18 protein-coding genes are annotated in these 15,710 nt (G+C 41.0%); 17 read left to right on the top strand and 1 reads right to left on the bottom strand.

The window, feature by feature from the left end:
- Positions 1-261 precede the first annotated feature (261 nt).
- The 5 genes from MCT08_RS17115 (at position 262) to rplT (ending at position 5,615) form a co-directional block, all read left to right on the top strand.
- The gene (locus MCT08_RS17115; protein WP_274673717.1) at positions 262-2,226 is read left to right on the top strand and encodes a DEAD/DEAH box helicase; all 1,965 of its coding nucleotides are present in this window, start codon (positions 262-264) and stop codon (positions 2,224-2,226) included.
- Between the two features lie 212 nt (positions 2,227-2,438).
- Positions 2,439-4,367 (top strand): threonine--tRNA ligase, encoded by a 1,929-nt coding sequence (gene thrS / locus MCT08_RS17110; protein ID WP_053311015.1) that lies wholly within the window; start codon positions 2,439-2,441, stop codon positions 4,365-4,367.
- A gap of 3 nt (positions 4,368-4,370) precedes the next feature.
- Entirely contained in the window at positions 4,371-4,922 is a 552-nt protein-coding gene (gene infC / locus MCT08_RS17105; protein WP_080996372.1) for a translation initiation factor IF-3, read from the top strand.
- Between the two features lie 103 nt (positions 4,923-5,025).
- On the top strand, positions 5,026-5,220 hold the full coding sequence (gene rpmI / locus MCT08_RS17100) for a 50S ribosomal protein L35 (protein ID WP_005377932.1): 195 nt from the start codon (positions 5,026-5,028) through the stop codon (positions 5,218-5,220).
- 41 nt (positions 5,221-5,261) lie between these two features.
- A complete protein-coding gene (gene rplT / locus MCT08_RS17095) occupies positions 5,262-5,615 on the top strand; it encodes a 50S ribosomal protein L20 (protein ID WP_040992521.1) in 354 nt (117 codons plus the stop codon).
- Between the two features lie 79 nt (positions 5,616-5,694).
- Here rplT and MCT08_RS17090 read toward each other — a convergent pair whose 3' ends face one another.
- Entirely contained in the window at positions 5,695-6,657 is a 963-nt protein-coding gene (locus MCT08_RS17090) for an integron integrase (RefSeq protein ID WP_274678957.1), read from the bottom strand.
- Between the two features lie 305 nt (positions 6,658-6,962).
- Between MCT08_RS17090 and MCT08_RS17085 the strand changes: the two genes are divergently transcribed.
- The 12 genes from MCT08_RS17085 (at position 6,963) to MCT08_RS17025 (ending at position 14,697) form a co-directional block, all read left to right on the top strand.
- Positions 6,963-7,256, top strand: coding sequence for a hypothetical protein (locus MCT08_RS17085; RefSeq protein WP_080610082.1), 294 nt, complete (start codon positions 6,963-6,965; stop codon positions 7,254-7,256).
- A 635-nt stretch (positions 7,257-7,891) separates the two neighbouring features.
- Complete coding sequence (locus MCT08_RS17080; protein ID WP_038970067.1) at positions 7,892-8,458, top strand: hypothetical protein; 567 nt, start codon at positions 7,892-7,894, stop codon at positions 8,456-8,458.
- Positions 8,459-8,604: 146 nt separating this feature from the next.
- Positions 8,605-9,141: a GNAT family N-acetyltransferase gene (locus MCT08_RS17075; protein ID WP_088729490.1), complete on the top strand. Its 537-nt coding sequence runs from the start codon at positions 8,605-8,607 to the stop codon at positions 9,139-9,141.
- 202 nt (positions 9,142-9,343) lie between these two features.
- Positions 9,344-9,667, top strand: a complete 324-nt coding sequence (locus MCT08_RS17070; RefSeq protein WP_274678956.1) for a hypothetical protein — start codon at positions 9,344-9,346, stop codon at positions 9,665-9,667.
- Positions 9,668-9,822: 155 nt separating this feature from the next.
- Positions 9,823-10,137 (top strand): hypothetical protein, encoded by a 315-nt coding sequence (locus tag MCT08_RS17065; protein WP_064626880.1) that lies wholly within the window; start codon positions 9,823-9,825, stop codon positions 10,135-10,137.
- A 216-nt stretch (positions 10,138-10,353) separates the two neighbouring features.
- The gene (locus MCT08_RS17060) at positions 10,354-10,677 is read left to right on the top strand and encodes a YqfO family protein (RefSeq protein ID WP_274678955.1); all 324 of its coding nucleotides are present in this window, start codon (positions 10,354-10,356) and stop codon (positions 10,675-10,677) included.
- A 172-nt stretch (positions 10,678-10,849) separates the two neighbouring features.
- A complete protein-coding gene (locus MCT08_RS17050) occupies positions 10,850-11,356 on the top strand; it encodes a hypothetical protein (protein WP_274677539.1) in 507 nt (168 codons plus the stop codon).
- Between the two features lie 389 nt (positions 11,357-11,745).
- Positions 11,746-11,952 carry a hypothetical protein gene (locus MCT08_RS17045; protein WP_274678954.1) on the top strand — a complete coding sequence of 69 codons (207 nt, stop codon included), beginning with the start codon at positions 11,746-11,748 and terminating at the stop codon, positions 11,950-11,952.
- 150 nt (positions 11,953-12,102) lie between these two features.
- Positions 12,103-12,504: a hypothetical protein gene (locus MCT08_RS17040; protein ID WP_274678952.1), complete on the top strand. Its 402-nt coding sequence runs from the start codon at positions 12,103-12,105 to the stop codon at positions 12,502-12,504.
- A 107-nt stretch (positions 12,505-12,611) separates the two neighbouring features.
- Positions 12,612-12,893, top strand: a complete 282-nt coding sequence (locus tag MCT08_RS17035) for a hypothetical protein (protein ID WP_338062585.1) — start codon at positions 12,612-12,614, stop codon at positions 12,891-12,893.
- A gap of 348 nt (positions 12,894-13,241) precedes the next feature.
- Positions 13,242-13,595 (top strand): hypothetical protein, encoded by a 354-nt coding sequence (locus MCT08_RS17030; protein ID WP_274678951.1) that lies wholly within the window; start codon positions 13,242-13,244, stop codon positions 13,593-13,595.
- Between the two features lie 472 nt (positions 13,596-14,067).
- The gene (locus MCT08_RS17025) at positions 14,068-14,697 is read left to right on the top strand and encodes a DUF1349 domain-containing protein (protein ID WP_038938930.1); all 630 of its coding nucleotides are present in this window, start codon (positions 14,068-14,070) and stop codon (positions 14,695-14,697) included.
- Positions 14,698-15,710 lie beyond the last annotated feature (1,013 nt).

Raw genomic sequence — 15,710 nt, 5'->3', positions numbered from 1 at the left:
ACCATGACGCAAATTTTCATCAATTTTCGGTGAATTTATATGCTGAAATGGTGTTTATGAGAGAAATATGTGATGTAATTCAATTTTTACTGGCTTTTTTTATGCTTTTAGGGAATAATCCGCGTCCCTTATATGTCCCTAGCGGCTTGATGCGTTTTAAGACTTATCCGCATCTGAACGGAACTCAGCTCTTTTATTGGATCGGTATTGGAATTGGTAGAGCTCGTGGGACCTTTTGTTAATTAATCTAGTGGGATCTCCATGCAAGACTCTGTAATTCAATTCAGTGAATTAGCCCTGAACGACTCAATTCTATCAGCTTTAAATGAAATGGGATTCGTTTCTCCAACACCTATTCAAGCAGCAGCTATTCCTTTCCTTCTCGAAGGTAAAGATGCGCTAGGTAAAGCACAAACAGGTACAGGTAAAACGGCTGCGTTTTCTCTGCCTCTATTAAACAAGCTAAATCTTTCTCAGTACAAACCACAAGCGATTGTGATGGCTCCTACTCGTGAGCTAGCCATTCAAGTTGCCGCAGAAATCAAAAACCTTGGTCAGAAAATTCAAGGTCTTAAAGTTCTTGAGATCTACGGTGGTGCTTCTATTGTTGATCAAATGCGTGCACTTAAATCAGGTGCTCACATTGTGGTTGGTACTCCTGGTCGTGTAAAAGATTTGATCACTCGTGACCGTCTACACTTAGACGAATGCCACACATTCGTTCTAGATGAAGCTGACGAAATGTTAAAAATGGGCTTCGTTGATGATGTAACGTGGATCATGGAACAAGCGCCTGACACAGCTCAGCGTGTATTGTTCTCTGCGACTATGCCACCAATGGTTAAGACCATTGTTGATCGCTACCTACGTGATCCTGCGCGTGTTGACGTTGCTGGTTCAAACCAAACTGTTGCAAAAGTAGAGCAGCAATACTGGGTAGTGAAAGGCGTAGAGAAAGACGAAGCGATGTCTCGTCTTCTTGAAACAGAAGAGACCGATGCTTCAATCGTATTCGTACGTACTCGCCAAGATACTGAGCGTTTGGCTGACTGGTTGTCTGCACGTGGCTTTAAAGCGGCAGCACTCCACGGTGATATTCCTCAGTCATTGCGTGAACGTACTGTTGATCATATCAAACAAGGTGTGATTGATATTCTTGTAGCAACCGACGTTGTAGCGCGTGGTCTTGATGTGCCTCGTATTACACACGTATTTAACTACGATATTCCATTTGACGTTGAGTCATACATTCACCGAATTGGTCGTACTGGTCGTGCTGGACGTAAAGGTAAGGCGATTCTTCTTGTTCGTACTAACCAAATTCGTATGCTTCGCACTATCGAACGTGTTACACGTTCTTCAATGGAAGAAATTCAACTACCACTGCGTGACAAAGTAGCTGAGTCTCGTCTTGTCAAATTAGGCGCAGAACTAGAAGCTGAAAAAGGTCACACAGCATTAGACAAATTTGCTGAGTTGATTGAAAAGCTACAAGAAAGCTTAGAAATTGATGCTGCGACTTTAGCTGCTATTTTACTTAAACGCCAACAAGGTAAGCGTCCTCTGTTCTACGTAGGTGCTGACCCAATGATTGAAGCGATTGAGCGTGAAAAAACTCGTCGCCGTGATCGTAAAGAAGGTGGTGATCGTCGTGAAGGTGGCCGTGAAGGCAGCCGTCGTGAATACGGTACCTCAAATACAGATTGGGATACTTATCAACTTCAAGTTGGTCGTGAGCAAGGCGTTCAAGTTAAAGACATCGTTGGCGCATTAGCGAACGAGCTTGGTTTAACCAAAGGCTCTATCGGTGCGATTAAGCTAGCGCAAGGTCATACATTCGTTCAACTTCCAAAAGCGATGTCATCAGACGTGACAGGTAAACTGCGCAAGCTACGTATTCGCCAAAAAGAAGTGGGCGCAGTGGTTTGTGATTTTGATGATTTCCGTGAGTCTCGTGGCCGTCGTGAAGGTGGTAACGGTGCTCGTCGTGAAGGTGGCAATGGCGGTTTCCGCAATCGTGAAGCTGGTGCAAGCGCTGGTCGTGGTGGCCGTGAAGGTGGCTTCCGCGGTAACCGTGAAGGTGGTGCTGCTTCTGGTCGCGATGGTGAGCGTCGTTTTGATCGCAACCGTGGTGGTGACCACCGTGGTAACTTCCGTGGCGAACGTGGTCACGGCAATAGCAGTAGTACTGGTGGTGCTAGTCGCCCACGTCGCAGCGAAGCATAATTCATAGTGTAATTACTAAGCCCATGGTTAGTGCCGTGGGCTTTTTCTTTTTATTTGGACTATTCGCGCTTTACATCGCTAGTGTGAGCTAGTTAAAATCCTCACTTCATTGAAGTTCCGGTATTCGTGTTACCGATTGATCTTTGATGACTTATTTTTCATTCAAATAAACATGTGTTGCTTGGTGTGCAACACCACTGTAAGGATATAACATGCCTATTATTACACTTCCTGACGGCAGTCAGCGTCATTTCGATAACCCTATATCTACAATGGAAGTTGCAGCTTCAATTGGCCCAGGTCTTGCGAAAGCAACCATTGCAGGTCGTGTTGATGGGGTGCGTGTTGATGCATGCGACCTTATCGAAAACGATGCCAGCCTTGAAATCATTACTGCTAAAGATGAAGTTGATGGTTTAGAAATTGTGCGTCACTCTTGCGCACACTTGCTAGGTCATGCATTAAAGCAACTTTACCCACAAGCGAAAATGGCGATTGGCCCGACGATCGATAGCGGCTTTTACTATGACATCGACCTTGAGCAATCTTTAACGCAAGACGATTTAGAACAGATCGAAAAGCGCATGAAAGAGTTGGCTAAGACGAAATATCAAGTCGTTAAAAAGAAAGTCAGTTGGCAGGAAGCTCGTGATGCTTTTGAAGCTCGCGGTGAAACATACAAAATTGAAATTTTGGATGAAAATGTATCTCGTGATGATCGACCAGGTCTTTATCATCATGAAGAATACATAGATATGTGTCGTGGTCCACACGTACCAAATATGAGCTTTTGCCAACACTTCACATTATTGAGTGTTGCTGGTGCATATTGGCGCGGTAACAGCGACAACAAAATGCTGCAACGTATCTACGGTACTGCTTTCCACGATAAGAAAGCACTGCAAGCGCATTTAACGCGTTTAGAAGAAGCAGCTAAACGTGACCATCGCAAAATTGGTAAGCACTTAGACCTATTCCACATGCAACAAGAAGCACCTGGCATGGTGTTCTGGCATCATAATGGTTGGTCAATTTTCCGTGATCTTGAAGTATTTATTCGTCAAAAACTGAGCGAGTATGATTACCAAGAAGTGAAAGGTCCGTTGATGATGGACCGCGTGCTTTGGGAACGTTCTGGTCACTGGGATAAGTACGCTGATGCCATGTTTACAACTTCTTCAGAGAATCGTGAATATGCAATCAAGCCAATGAACTGCCCAGGCCATGTTCAGATTTTTAATCAAGGTCTAAAATCTTACCGTGACTTGCCACTACGTATGGCTGAGTTTGGTTCGTGTCACCGTAATGAACCGTCAGGTTCACTACACGGAATTATGCGTGTTCGTGGTTTCACACAAGATGATGCTCATATTTTCTGTACAGAAGACCAAATTCAGCAAGAAGTCACTTCTTGTATTAAAATGGTCTACGATACTTACACAACCTTTGGTTTTGACAATATTGTTGTGAAGTTATCAACTCGCCCTGAAAAGCGTGTAGGTAGTGACGAAATTTGGGACAAATCAGAAGAAGCTCTGAAGTTATCTCTTGAAGCTATGGGCATCGAATATGAGATTCAAGAAGGCGAAGGTGCTTTCTATGGTCCTAAAATCGAATTTACTTTGCATGATTGCTTAGATCGCGCGTGGCAATGTGGTACAGTACAGCTTGATTTCAACTTACCAACTCGTTTAGGTGCAACCTATGTTGGTGAGAACAATGAACGATTAGTTCCAGTGATGATTCACCGAGCGATCCTTGGCTCGTTAGAGCGCTTCATTGGTATTCTAATTGAAGAATATGCAGGTTTCTTCCCTACGTGGTTGGCACCTGAACAAGCCGTTATTATGAACATAACTGACAAACAGGCAGTTTATGCTCAAGAAGTAGCGCAAAAACTACAAAAATGTGGAATTAGAGCTAAAGCAGACTTGAGAAATGAGAAGATTGGCTTTAAAATCCGCGAACACACTTTGAAACGTGTACCGTATATGCTGGTTTGTGGCGACCAAGAGATGGAAGCTGGCGAAATCGCAGTACGTACTCGTAGGGGTAAGGACTTAGGCAAGTTTAAAGTGGATGATTTAATTTCATACATCCAAGCCGAAGTTTCGAGCCGTAAGCTCAATCTGGAGGAATAAACTATTAAAGGCGGAAGACGTGGCCAACAGCCGGCCAAACCAAACCAGCACCGTTTAAACGGTGAAATTCGTGGCGTTCGTGAAGTTCGTTTAACTGGCGCAGATGGTGAACCCGTTGGTGTTGTATCAATCAACGAAGCACTTGAAGCTGCTGTAGAAGCTGGTATGGATCTTGTAGAGATCAGCCCTAACGCCGAGCCACCAGTTTGTCGTGTGATGGACTATGGCAAGTTCCTCTTTGAAAAGAGCAAGTCTGCTAAAGAGCAGAAGAAGAAGCAAAAGCAGATCCAGATTAAGGAAATTAAATTCCGTCCTGGGACTGATATTGGAGACTATCAGGTAAAACTACGCAACCTGACGCGTTTCCTAGAAGAAGGCAACAAAGTGAAAGTTACTATTCGCTTCCGTGGCCGAGAGATGGCGCACCAAGACATCGGTGTTGATGTTCTTCATCGTTTGAAAGAAGATACCGCTGATTTAGCAGTAGTAGAATCTTTCCCGAGTCGAATTGAAGCACGTCAGATGATCATGATGCTTGCCCCTAAAAAGAAGTAATTAACGGCTGACAAGTAATAAAACCTTGCTGTTGAAAAACGGCAAGGTTTTATTCGCCCTAATTACATTGTTATTAAACTACTACAATGCGGAGTTATTCATCATGCCTAAGATGAAAACCAACAAAGGTGCTGCTAAGCGTTTCAAGAAAACTGCTGGTGGTATTAAGTACAAGCACGCTACAAAACGTCACATCTTGACTAAGCGTACTACTAAGAACAAGCGTCAACTACGTCCAAATGCAATCCTTCCTAAATGTGAAGTGGCTGCAGTTATCCGTATGTTGCCATACGCTTAATTCTTTTTAGTTTATTTATCGTTTAGTTTAGGAGAAGCATAATGCCTCGCGTAAAACGTGGTGTACAAGCTCGTGCACGTCATAAGAAAGTTCTAAAACAAGCTAAAGGTTACTACGGAGCACGTTCACGTGTTTACCGCGTAGCTTTCCAAGCAGTTACCAAAGCTGGTCAATACGCTTACCGTGACCGTCGCACTAAAAAGCGTCAGTTCCGTCAGCTATGGATTGCGCGTATCAACGCTGCATCTCGCCAGAATGGTCTATCTTACAGCCGTTTCATTAACGGTCTTAAGAAAGCATCTATCGAGATCGATCGTAAGATCCTTGCCGATATCGCGGTATTCGACAAAGCTGCATTTGCAGTTCTAGTTGAAAAAGCGAAAGCTGCTCTTTAATTAGCAGTCAGGTTTAAGAAAAAGGAGAGCATTTGCTCTCCTTTTTTCTTTATCGACATTTCATATTTTGTCATTGATTTTATAACCGAGATAGTGGGCTTAGTACTCCATTTGCACCTCTATCCAATACATGTGTATAAATTTGGGTGGTTTTCACATCGCTATGCCCAAGTTGTTCTTGAACAGTCCTAATATCGGCTCCTGATTCAAGGAGATGTGTAGCAAAACTGTGCCTTAGGGTATGGCATGAAATACTTTTTTTAATTTCTGCATCACGTGCAGTCTTTCTAACCGCGCGCTGTACTGCCGATTCGTTGATGTGCTGTCTACGTTTTAAACCTGTCTCTTTATCGAGAGAAATTAAATGTGAGGGAAACAGGTAATGCCAATTGAATTCATAAGCAGCATGGGGATACTTTTCACTGAGTGCATTTGAAAGCCATACACCACTATATCCTTTTGTTTGCATATCTTTATCATAGTATCTTTTTGCTAAGGCTTGCTGCTCTTTTAGCTGAGGGTAGAGCTCCTTAGCTAGTGTAACGGTTCGGTTTTTCCCACCTTTTCCTTGCCAAATTCTCACTGCACCGTAGTCATAATCAATATCTTGTATACGTAATCTAACACATTCCATAAGCCTTAGCCCTGATCCGTATAGTAGTTTGATTGGTAGCTGATAACGTGGGTCTATGTGTTCTAGAAATCGTTTTGTTTCATCTCTAGTCATCACCACGGGTAATTTTCTATCTAATTGTGACTTTTTAAAGTTCATGTTAATAGAAAGCGGTTCTTTTATTATCTCACGGTACAAAAAGTGTAATGAGTTTAGCGCTAGAGCTTGAGTTTTAGCTGCAACTTTTCCTTTAACAGCTAAATTAGTCAAAAAGGCTTCTACCTCATTGTCTCCCATTTTCATCGGGTGTATTTTATCGTGGTAAACAATGTATCGAGTAATCCAATGTAAGTAAGCCTCGATTGTTTTATTCGCATAATGGCGTGCTTGCATATACTCTTTTATACTTAAGATGAATTGTGATTTCATTGCAATCCTTTAGTTCAATGGCATGTATGTATATACAGTAGTATGCTTTTCTTACTAGTCAATTGGCTAAGTTACAAAAATCCGTCTAATGCGATCTTCTTCATGTTGTTCAATATTGTAATTAACTGAATATAAATATTTTTATACAAATTTTAGACTAATTTGATGGTGTGATAGATGGCGAAGGAATAAAATAAAAGTAGGCAAATAGCAGTATAGATAGCGTTATACCTTTTTACGTTGAACAATATATATTAATTGGTGTCATATGTTTCATCTATCTTGTGAATGTATTGGTTGGTGCAATGAAGTCTAAGGTTGTAGTAGTGGGTTTAATTAGCAGTTTTTCTGCAAGTAGTTTAGCTAGCGATATTCTGAATACTACGTTTGTGGGTGAAAAAGAAGCGGGCTGCGCTAGTGTCGTTTGCACAAATGTCATTGTAGAAGAAAGTGTTACTAAGGCAGGGGAGTTTCCAGAAAGAACAGGTAATGAAACCTTATCATCGATAGGGAGTGTACTATTCATAGCTGGAGAAATTGGTTTAGCTGAAAACTTGCAGGAAGAAGACGCTGATAATGTAGCTACGGAGCAACCTTGAGCACAGGTATAACAAAGCGTTTAAGACGGATTCACAACGCTTGGCAATTTCGGTTTAAATCAGCTTAAGTGTTTACAGTGCAATGGGTTGGGTTCAGTGGTCGCGTTGTTCACCACTTAACGCGGCGTTAGGGCTCTAGCCATAGAGCCCATATCGAAAGCCTTATTTCAGTGATTGAATTTTGTCTATAAGTTCTATTACTAGTTTGAGTTCTTGAGAAGATGAACGCGCAGATCTATTGCGTCTAAGTATCAATAATAAAAGTAGGCTGACTATAGTAGCTTTAATGAGGAATCTAGTCGTTTTCATAAATTACCGTTGTATAAGTTAGATGCATTAACTCTCTAATGTCACACCTATACAAAAAGCTAGAGAAAAGCGCTTGATGTAGGCAAACTTGAATTCAGTACTGAACTTACTAACAAGCTTGTACCGTTCAAAATACAAAATGTTTGCTGTAAGGTCAATAGAGTTCATCGATCGGTGAGTTCAGAGCCCTAACAATAAATTTAAGAGTGATTCACAACGCTTGGCGCCCTCACTTCAAGTCAGTTTAGTGTTTATGGCACAATGCTTTAGGTAAGGTGTTGGCGTTGTTCACACCTTAATTTGGCGTTAGTAGCTTAGGAGTAAAAATGGGATTAATGATCCATTCAATGGGAGAAGTTCCCGCTAATGTGGAAAGATCCTTCTACATTTATCTATTAGATTATGGTTGGCAGGAGCCAATCCGTGATGCTTTATTTGAAAATTTTCATCTATTGGCAGATCACGCATCGAAAAATGATGCTGTAGTCTTTCAAGGTACTGTTGGGCATCATTTCACCGATGAAGTATTGTCATGGCATAGTGTCAATGGAATCGATGGTAAAGAGATTTTGCCAGCAATTTTGATTACTACTAGAAATCCACATGAATTTTCAGAACGTCGCATTGATCCAGCTGAACACAATATGCTACTTGTACCATTAAAAAATGTCTGTACAACAGCTACTGATGTAATTGGTGTTATTCAGAAAATAGTAGCGGATATAGCAGCTAAAAAGGAATTACCCGATTTTACAGTTGCACAGGAAATAAAAGCAGGTGAGTCAGGTTCATTAGTGGATGCTTTAATTTTACAGCCTAATATCTCTGGTATTGGAGTTGACTTCAACAAGATCATTTCTTTGTTTAGGCGTAAGAAATCGGCACGCTACTAACAAAGCATTTAAGAGTGATTCCCAACGCTTGGCATTTTTCATTCCATCGTTGGGTTTTGTGTTTAAGGTGGTATGGTTAAGTTTCGTGGTAGCGTTGCTCACACCTTAATGCGGCGTTATGCCTCACAAAGAAAAAGGAACTTTCGATGTTTAAAATCGAGACTAAGCGGTTGATTATTCGGGACATGACTCCGAACGATGAAGGCGCTTTTGTTGCTATGTCTCAGGATGCTAAATATCAGCGTTTCTATGACGAAAGCGATTGTGACCCTAATAAATACAGAGAGTTAACAAACTTGTTTATTGCTCAGGCTTCTGAGAAACCAAGAAAGTCATACCAATTAGCTGTTGTATGTAAGGCGTCAGGGGATTTCATTGGAACTGTTTGTTTGCGTCTAGAGGACAGTCAGCAAGCATCAATGGGGTGTGCGTTTTCAAGAGCATCTCAAGGTAACAAGTTAAGTCATGAAGCGGCCTTAGCTCTCGCAGATTTTGGTTTCTTGGAATTGAGAGTTCACCGTATCTACGCGGAGACGATAAGTAGGAACCTGCCAGCTATCAAGCTCTGTAAGTCTTTAGGTATGCGCCAAGAAGCACATTTTAGAGAGCATCGTTTTTTCAAAGGACAGTGGTGGGATACAGTGGTTTTGGCAGTCCTTCGAACCGAATGGGGCAAGGCATAACAAGCAATTTAAGAGGGATTCCCAACGCTTGGCACTTTTGCTGCTACTCCAGTTTTATTGTTTATGGCACAATGCTTTAGGTTTGGGTGGAGGCGTTGTTCACCCCTTAATTGGGCGTTATGTTTACTTTCAAAGTCCGTAGATTTGATTTAATTGGTTGGTTTGATTATACAAATCGTGTCATGTATTAGAGTGTTTTAAAATGAAGAAAGTCAAAAAGCAGGGTAGCAAAAAACATAAAACTCAAATCCTGAAAAATTCTCATTCTTTATATAAGTTCAAAATCGGTCACCTAGCTTATAAAACAAGCCGAGGTGATATAGTTTCAGAGGTAAAGTTGAAACGTGAATTGTCTAAAAATCCTGCTGCTCGCGCTATTTTAAAGAAAATCCTAGACTCAAAAACATTATATAAGTATGCCCCTAAAACTAAATTTCAAGGGATGTATGCGATGTCTCGTCCAGAGTCGGGCAATATTTTTAAAATGTGGGGGGCTGGTGCTCCTGGATTAGGACGGTTCTCGTAAACATAACAAAGCATTTAAGAGGGATTCACAACGCTTGGCAGTTTTGGTTTGAATTGGCTTTAGTGTTTACGGCACAATGCTTTAGGTTAGGTGGTGGCGTTGTTCACCCCTTAATGCGGCGTTATATGCTGAAGTGGAAATAAGAAGGATATTCAATGAAGTTCAATCATTTAGGTATACCAACAACAGAACGATTCGATGGCGAAATCGATTTACCTCATTTAAAGATGACCGTATCTGATCATGAAAACAACCCTTATGGTATCCAGTGGCAGCGTTTTTGGGCTGATGCTCCATATCCTGAGTTGGTAAAAACAGTTCCTCATGCCGCTTTTGAAGTTGATGATCTAATGGCTGAAATTAAAGGTAAGAAAGTCATTATTGAACCTAACTCACCAAGTGAGGGTTTACTTGTTGCTTTCATTGAGGTAAATGGAGCTCCAGTTGAATTGATGGAATATTCTAAATAGTTGGTTGATGCTATTCAGGCCAGCCAGAGATAAGTATCTTAGGTAACTTTAAGAACGCATATAACAAACAATTTAAGAGGGATTCCCAACGCTTGGCATTTTTGCTTCTACTTCAATTTTAGTGGTTACGGTACAATGCTTTAAGTTGGGTGGTGGCGTTGTTCACCCCTTAATTGGGCGTTAGCTGCAATCGGTATTTTGGAGATTAAAAATCAGATGTATAAACTAGAAATTTTTTGCACACCTGAGCAACAAGACCTAGTTCTAAGTACTTTACATGAGTCAGGTGTCGATAAAATCGGAAACTATGATCACTGCTGGGCTATTGGGTCGGTTACAGGGTCTCACCGAGCTCTCGATGGCTCAACTCCCATATTTGGAGATAAGGGAAAAGTGGAAAACTACCCACTGTTAAAAGTAGAAATTAACGTGGCCAAGAGCCAAGTTAAACCCATAGTTGAACAGTTACGAGTGTGCCTCGGTTGGGAAGAGCCTTTAGTGAATGTCTTCAAAGTTTATAACTTAGAGTTTGCTCTTTGACGGTGGAATTTGCAGCTAACAAACTGTTCAAGAGGGATTCGCAACGCGTGGCATTTTCAATATGCGTTGGTTTTAGTGGTTAAGGTGGTATGCGGTGGCTTTGGTATTGCGTTGCTCACCCCTTAACAGGGCGTTAGATGAATTAGTCAATTATTAAAATCAGAGAGATTCAATGAAAAAAGTTTTAGTCGTACTTTTTATTCTTCTTCCATTTAGCCTTCAAGCGGAAGGCAGAAACGCATCACTATATTTAATGAGCACGCCAGCATCGCTAATGGATATTGGGATTCTTAAAACTAATCTGTACCTAGAGGATTACCCTTGCCCTATTAATGAACAGGCGTACGGTGTTAAATATTGCTCGGTGTCATATGACTATGGCGAAGATAAAATTTTCATAGATTTTTCGTTTGATATTAGAGCCGATAAAGAAGCAGTATTAGAAAGCATCATAATTTTTAAGCGCCGACTATCTATTGATCCGAAACTGGGTAAATTCACTGGTAACACAAAGAATTCGTCAATTAGTTACAACTTTACTTATGAAGGTTATCAATCTAAAAATCAACCTGCAGATATTTTAGATAGCATCGATAAGATGATTGTAATACGTAGCATAAATGCGAAGGTTAATTGCGAAACTAAGATGCTTAGCAATAAAGTAATATGTGATGGCTAAACTGAAAAAATTGACGCAAAAAATCATCTAACAAAGCATTTAAGACGGATTCCCAACGCTCGGCATTTTCGGTTTGCTTCGGCTTAAGTGTTTACGGCACAATACTTTAAGTTCAGTGGTCTGCGTTGCTCACCACTTAATGCGGCGTTAGGTTTACGAAGAGAAAAGCGTAATTTTTGGGGAAAAGATTTGGGGATTTCTTAAGCAAATCGGCTTGGTTTGCCCAAATCATCACGTTTCTTTAACTCTTTCCCATGCCAAAATTCGTGGGTTGCTTCATTGAAAACCGCAGCGGTTGGTTGACATTTTCTCTGGCGCAAAGGCGCTTTGATTTTCTCAATCGAATGAATGAGTTGCTTGTTTTAAGTTGATCGCATTTGGCTGCCAAATTGAGTAAAAGATTTGGGTTTCGTTCATCACAATGCGGTAATCTAGCGATTCTTTGCCAAGTTAATGAATGCGAAACAGTAACACCTAACAAAAAATTCAAGCCTGACTACCAACGCGCGGCTGAATCTGCTCTAAAGTGGTTTTGTGATTATGGTGCATTGCTTAAAGTGGCATTGTGCGTTGGTAGCAGCTTAATTTGGCGTTAGGTTTACGAAGAGAAAAGCATAATTTTTGGGGAAAAGATTTGGGGATTTCTCTAGCCATTCGTTTACATATTTCAGCAAGTCAGCTTGGTCTGCTCAAAATCATCACGTTTCTTTACCTGTTTCTCATGCCAATGTTCGTGGGTTGCTTCATTGGAAAATGGCGTAGGTTGGCTGAATGTTTCACTGGCGCAAAGGTGCTTTGATTTTCTCAGTCGAATGAATGAGTTACTTGTTTTAAGCTCATCACATTTGGCTGCCAAATTGAGTAAAAGGTTTGGGTTTCGTTCATCACAATGCGGTAATCTAGCGATTCTTTGCCAAGTTAATGAATACGAAATAGTAACACCTAACAAAAAATTCAAGCCTGACTACCAACGCGCGGCTGAATCTGCTCTAAAATGGTTTAGTGTTTACGGTGCATTGCTTTCAATGACTTTGTGCGTTGGTAGCAGCTTAATTTGGCGTTATGTGAACCGAGGTAATATGAAGAATCTTGAACAAGACGTTACTTGGTCAGGCAACGATTGGAGTTGCTTGCAGAGGAAGCGCTAGGTTACTTCAATTCTGAATTTCCAATTGATGCTTGTAAGCACGCCTCGATGTTGCTGTGTTACCACTTGAATAGAAAAGGATATAAATCTCCTTGTTTAGTATTTGGTGTGTCCAAAAAACGGAGTGGTACAGTTGGTCATTGGTGGGTCGAAGTTGATAACCTCTTAATTGATATTACAGCTGATCAATTTAATTTTATTGATGATCGTTTGCTTAGCTACAAAATTAAGACAGGTAGGCAATTTAAATCCGTTTACTGCTGTCCCATTGCCCAAGCCCCTCATTATAAGATATTTTCACTTGTCTCTAAGGAACGTTGGGTATGGGATGAGAACGATGTAGATGAAGACTACCTTGAAGATCTAGAGTATGTGTACCATCGCATGTGAAAACAGTTCACATAACAAACTGTTTAAGAGTGATTCGCAACGCGTGGCATTTTCACCATGCGTTGGTTTAAGTGATTAAGGTGGTATGCGGGAGCTTCGGTATTGCGTTGCTCACACCTTAACAGGGCGTTAGGTTTACGAAGAGAAAAGCATAATTTTTGGGAAAAAGAGTTGGGGATTTCTCTAGCCATCCGTTTACAGATTTCAGCAAATCGGCTTGGTTTGCCCAAATCATCACGTTTCTTTAACGGTTTCTCATGTCAAAGTTCGTGGGTTGCTTCATTGAGTTTTCGTGTTGGTCGGTTGAGAGTTTCTCTGGCGCAAAGGCGCTTTGATTTTCTCAATCGAATGAATGAGTTGCTTGTTTTAAGTTCATCGCATTTGGCTGCCAAATTGAGTGAAAGGTTTGGGTTTCGTTTATTACAATGCGGTAATCTAGCGATTCTTTGCCAAGTGAATGAATGCGAAACAGTAACACCTAACAAAAAATTCAAGCCTGACTACCAACGCGCGGCTGAATCGGTTCCAAAGTGGTTTAGTGATTACGGTGCATTGCTTTCAATGACTTTGTGCGTTGGTAGCAGCTTAATTTGGCGTTATGCAACTCAGGTAAATTTAGGGGTTCAATCTTTTGGGATTTCTCCGGCCATTCGTTTTGTATTGTCGGCAAATGAGCATTTTTACCCTCAAATTCTTGGTTAACTCAAACCGTAAAACAGGCAAGTTTCTTGGTTTGCCTCAATCAGTTTTAGCGTTGGGGCGTTGTCAGTTTAGCGGGTGCAAAGTGTGGAAATGGCAAGTTAGTCGATCATTTCGCATTTGCTGAAAGTCTTGCTCGGTGATTTTGTCTCATTCAAAAGCTTGGTTTGTCGTTGAAAGGTGGACTTTGTTTTGGCGGCTTATTTATCACGGTTCAGGCTTTGGCTGATTCTTGATTCACTTAACCAATATTTTGATTGTTTTCTTAATCAAATTTGGTGTAACTTCTGGTTTATCTTATTGAATTTGCATAACAAAGCATTTAAGACGGATTCGCAACGCTTGGCGGCTTTAGTGTAAATTCAGTTTTTGCATTTTAAGTGGTTTGTCGAGGCATTGGTGTTTAGCGTCGCTCACCACTTAATGCGGCGTTATGTGAATACAGTAAATTCCGAACAATTACGTGAGAATAACAATGATAGATTTTACAGTTGGTAAGTGGATATTTGAGCCGAAAGTCAGTGAAGTGAGTGCAGAATCAGTCTCAATCACAACCGAGCCGGGTACTGATTTTTGGCAACGTTCATACTACGGTTTCCGTAATGATAATGCACCAGCACTACAGATTGAATCTGATGAAAATTTCACTTTTACAACTAAAGTGAGCTTCGATTATCAGGCTCTATTTGATCAATGTGGCTTGATTATTTACCTAGATAATGAAAACTGGTTTAAAGCTTCTATTGAGTACGAAAACAGTGAGTTTTCACGATTAGGTAGTGTAGTTACTAACCTAGGCTACTCAGATTGGGCGACTTCAGATATTCCGCTTCCAAACGAAATTTGGTATCGCTTAAGTCGAAGAGGACCTGATTTCTTAATTGAATCATCCTTCGATGGTATTACTTTTAAGCAAATGCGTATTTTCCACCTGCATAAGCTTGGCGAAACGACAGTAGAAATGGGTAAATGCAACCCACCAATGCCAGCAAATTCAGTAGTAAATTTCGGTGTGTATGCGTGTAGCCCATTAGATTCGTCATTCACAGCCCGTTTCACAGATATGAACTTAGAACCTTGTAAGTGGCTTGCTCATGCAGTCTAAATTCACATAACAAACAATTTAAGAGTGATTCCCAACGCATGGCATTTTTCATTCCATCGTTGGGTTTCGTGTTTAAGGTGCAATGGTTTCGTTTCGAGGTAGCGTTGCTCACACCTTAATTGGGCGTTAGTTGCCAACGAGGAAAACGCAGCCAAAGTAGAAGTTTAGGGCTATATTTCTGCGTTGTTTTCGTCTCGATCTTTGCCCAAGTTTTAGTTTTTCATAAACCACTCATTAACTTTCAAGCGGTTTTATTTGTCATTTCAGAAACTAATTTACTGGCTGAAGGTCAGCATTGTGGCATTACCTTTTCAAAAGCTCTTTTTGGTGTTGCCAGTTCGTTTTCTACGGCGTTGTTTGTTCACGTGGTTTCATTGACAGTCGCTTTAAAACTACGCCTGATTTGAGTCCACAAAGTACGAAAGTTCGGTGATAGCAAAGCGGTAATAAATTAAAATCAAGGAGTTAGGCTTGGCAACTAACAAATTGTTCAAGAGGGATTCGCAACGCGTGGCATTTTCACTGTGCGTTGAGTTTAGTGTTTAAGGTGGTTGCGGCAGCTTTGGTATTGCGTTGCTCACCCCTTAACAAGGCGTTAGCTGGGGTTAAGAAAAACGGTGAATTTAGGGTGGAAAGGCTTTCGGTTTTCTAGCTACACACCGGATAAATCTCAGTTTCTCAACTATCTCGCCAGTGGCACTTTTCGGGAAGTGTTTGAACTTAACGAAGTCTGCTTACGGGAAGTGTTGCGTTTGTTAAGTTCGTTGGCGCGGTTTTTTTGTTGTTGAAATTCATGAATGCCTAAATTCATTTCGTGTGCTCTGTCGTTGGCTTTTTCGATAGAATTCTTTGCAAATTACCATGCTCAGGAATGGGGATTTCCTCGGCCATTTCTTCTTTGCCAAGCGCATTTCGTGGATTAGGTTTTAATTTCACAGCTGTCCGTTTTACTTTGCCGTTTGAAAGCAATAATGTGTTTCAAATTAGGTATTTTGTCGTAATTCGCTGGCGAA

Source organism: Vibrio aestuarianus, from assembly GCF_028858425.1.
Classification (GTDB): domain Bacteria; phylum Pseudomonadota; class Gammaproteobacteria; order Enterobacterales; family Vibrionaceae; genus Vibrio; species Vibrio aestuarianus.
The sequence above is the reverse complement of the archived record's forward strand: the minus strand, read 5'-3'. Positions and strand labels throughout refer to the sequence as shown.

Bases quoted from the DNA above. Each gene is read 5' to 3' on its own strand.
- MCT08_RS17080 (WP_038970067.1), top strand. From the start codon at position 7,892: ATGGGATTAATGATCCATTCAATGGGAGAAGTTCCCGCTAATGTGGAA.
- MCT08_RS17085 (WP_080610082.1), top strand. From the start codon at position 6,963: ATGAAGTCTAAGGTTGTAGTAGTGGGTTTAATTAGCAGTTTTTCTGCA.
- rplT (WP_040992521.1), top strand. From the start codon at position 5,262: ATGCCTCGCGTAAAACGTGGTGTACAAGCTCGTGCACGTCATAAGAAA.
- MCT08_RS17115 (WP_274673717.1), top strand. From the start codon at position 262: ATGCAAGACTCTGTAATTCAATTCAGTGAATTAGCCCTGAACGACTCA.
- MCT08_RS17050 (WP_274677539.1), top strand. From the start codon at position 10,850: ATGAAAAAAGTTTTAGTCGTACTTTTTATTCTTCTTCCATTTAGCCTT.
- MCT08_RS17090 (WP_274678957.1), bottom strand. From the start codon at position 6,657: ATGAAATCACAATTCATCTTAAGTATAAAAGAGTATATGCAAGCACGC.
- thrS (WP_053311015.1), top strand. From the start codon at position 2,439: ATGCCTATTATTACACTTCCTGACGGCAGTCAGCGTCATTTCGATAAC.
- MCT08_RS17030 (WP_274678951.1), top strand. From the start codon at position 13,242: ATGAATGAGTTGCTTGTTTTAAGTTCATCGCATTTGGCTGCCAAATTG.
- MCT08_RS17025 (WP_038938930.1), top strand. From the start codon at position 14,068: ATGATAGATTTTACAGTTGGTAAGTGGATATTTGAGCCGAAAGTCAGT.
- MCT08_RS17075 (WP_088729490.1), top strand. From the start codon at position 8,605: ATGTTTAAAATCGAGACTAAGCGGTTGATTATTCGGGACATGACTCCG.
- MCT08_RS17060 (WP_274678955.1), top strand. From the start codon at position 10,354: ATGTATAAACTAGAAATTTTTTGCACACCTGAGCAACAAGACCTAGTT.
- rpmI (WP_005377932.1), top strand. From the start codon at position 5,026: ATGCCTAAGATGAAAACCAACAAAGGTGCTGCTAAGCGTTTCAAGAAA.
- MCT08_RS17065 (WP_064626880.1), top strand. From the start codon at position 9,823: ATGAAGTTCAATCATTTAGGTATACCAACAACAGAACGATTCGATGGC.
- MCT08_RS17070 (WP_274678956.1), top strand. From the start codon at position 9,344: ATGAAGAAAGTCAAAAAGCAGGGTAGCAAAAAACATAAAACTCAAATC.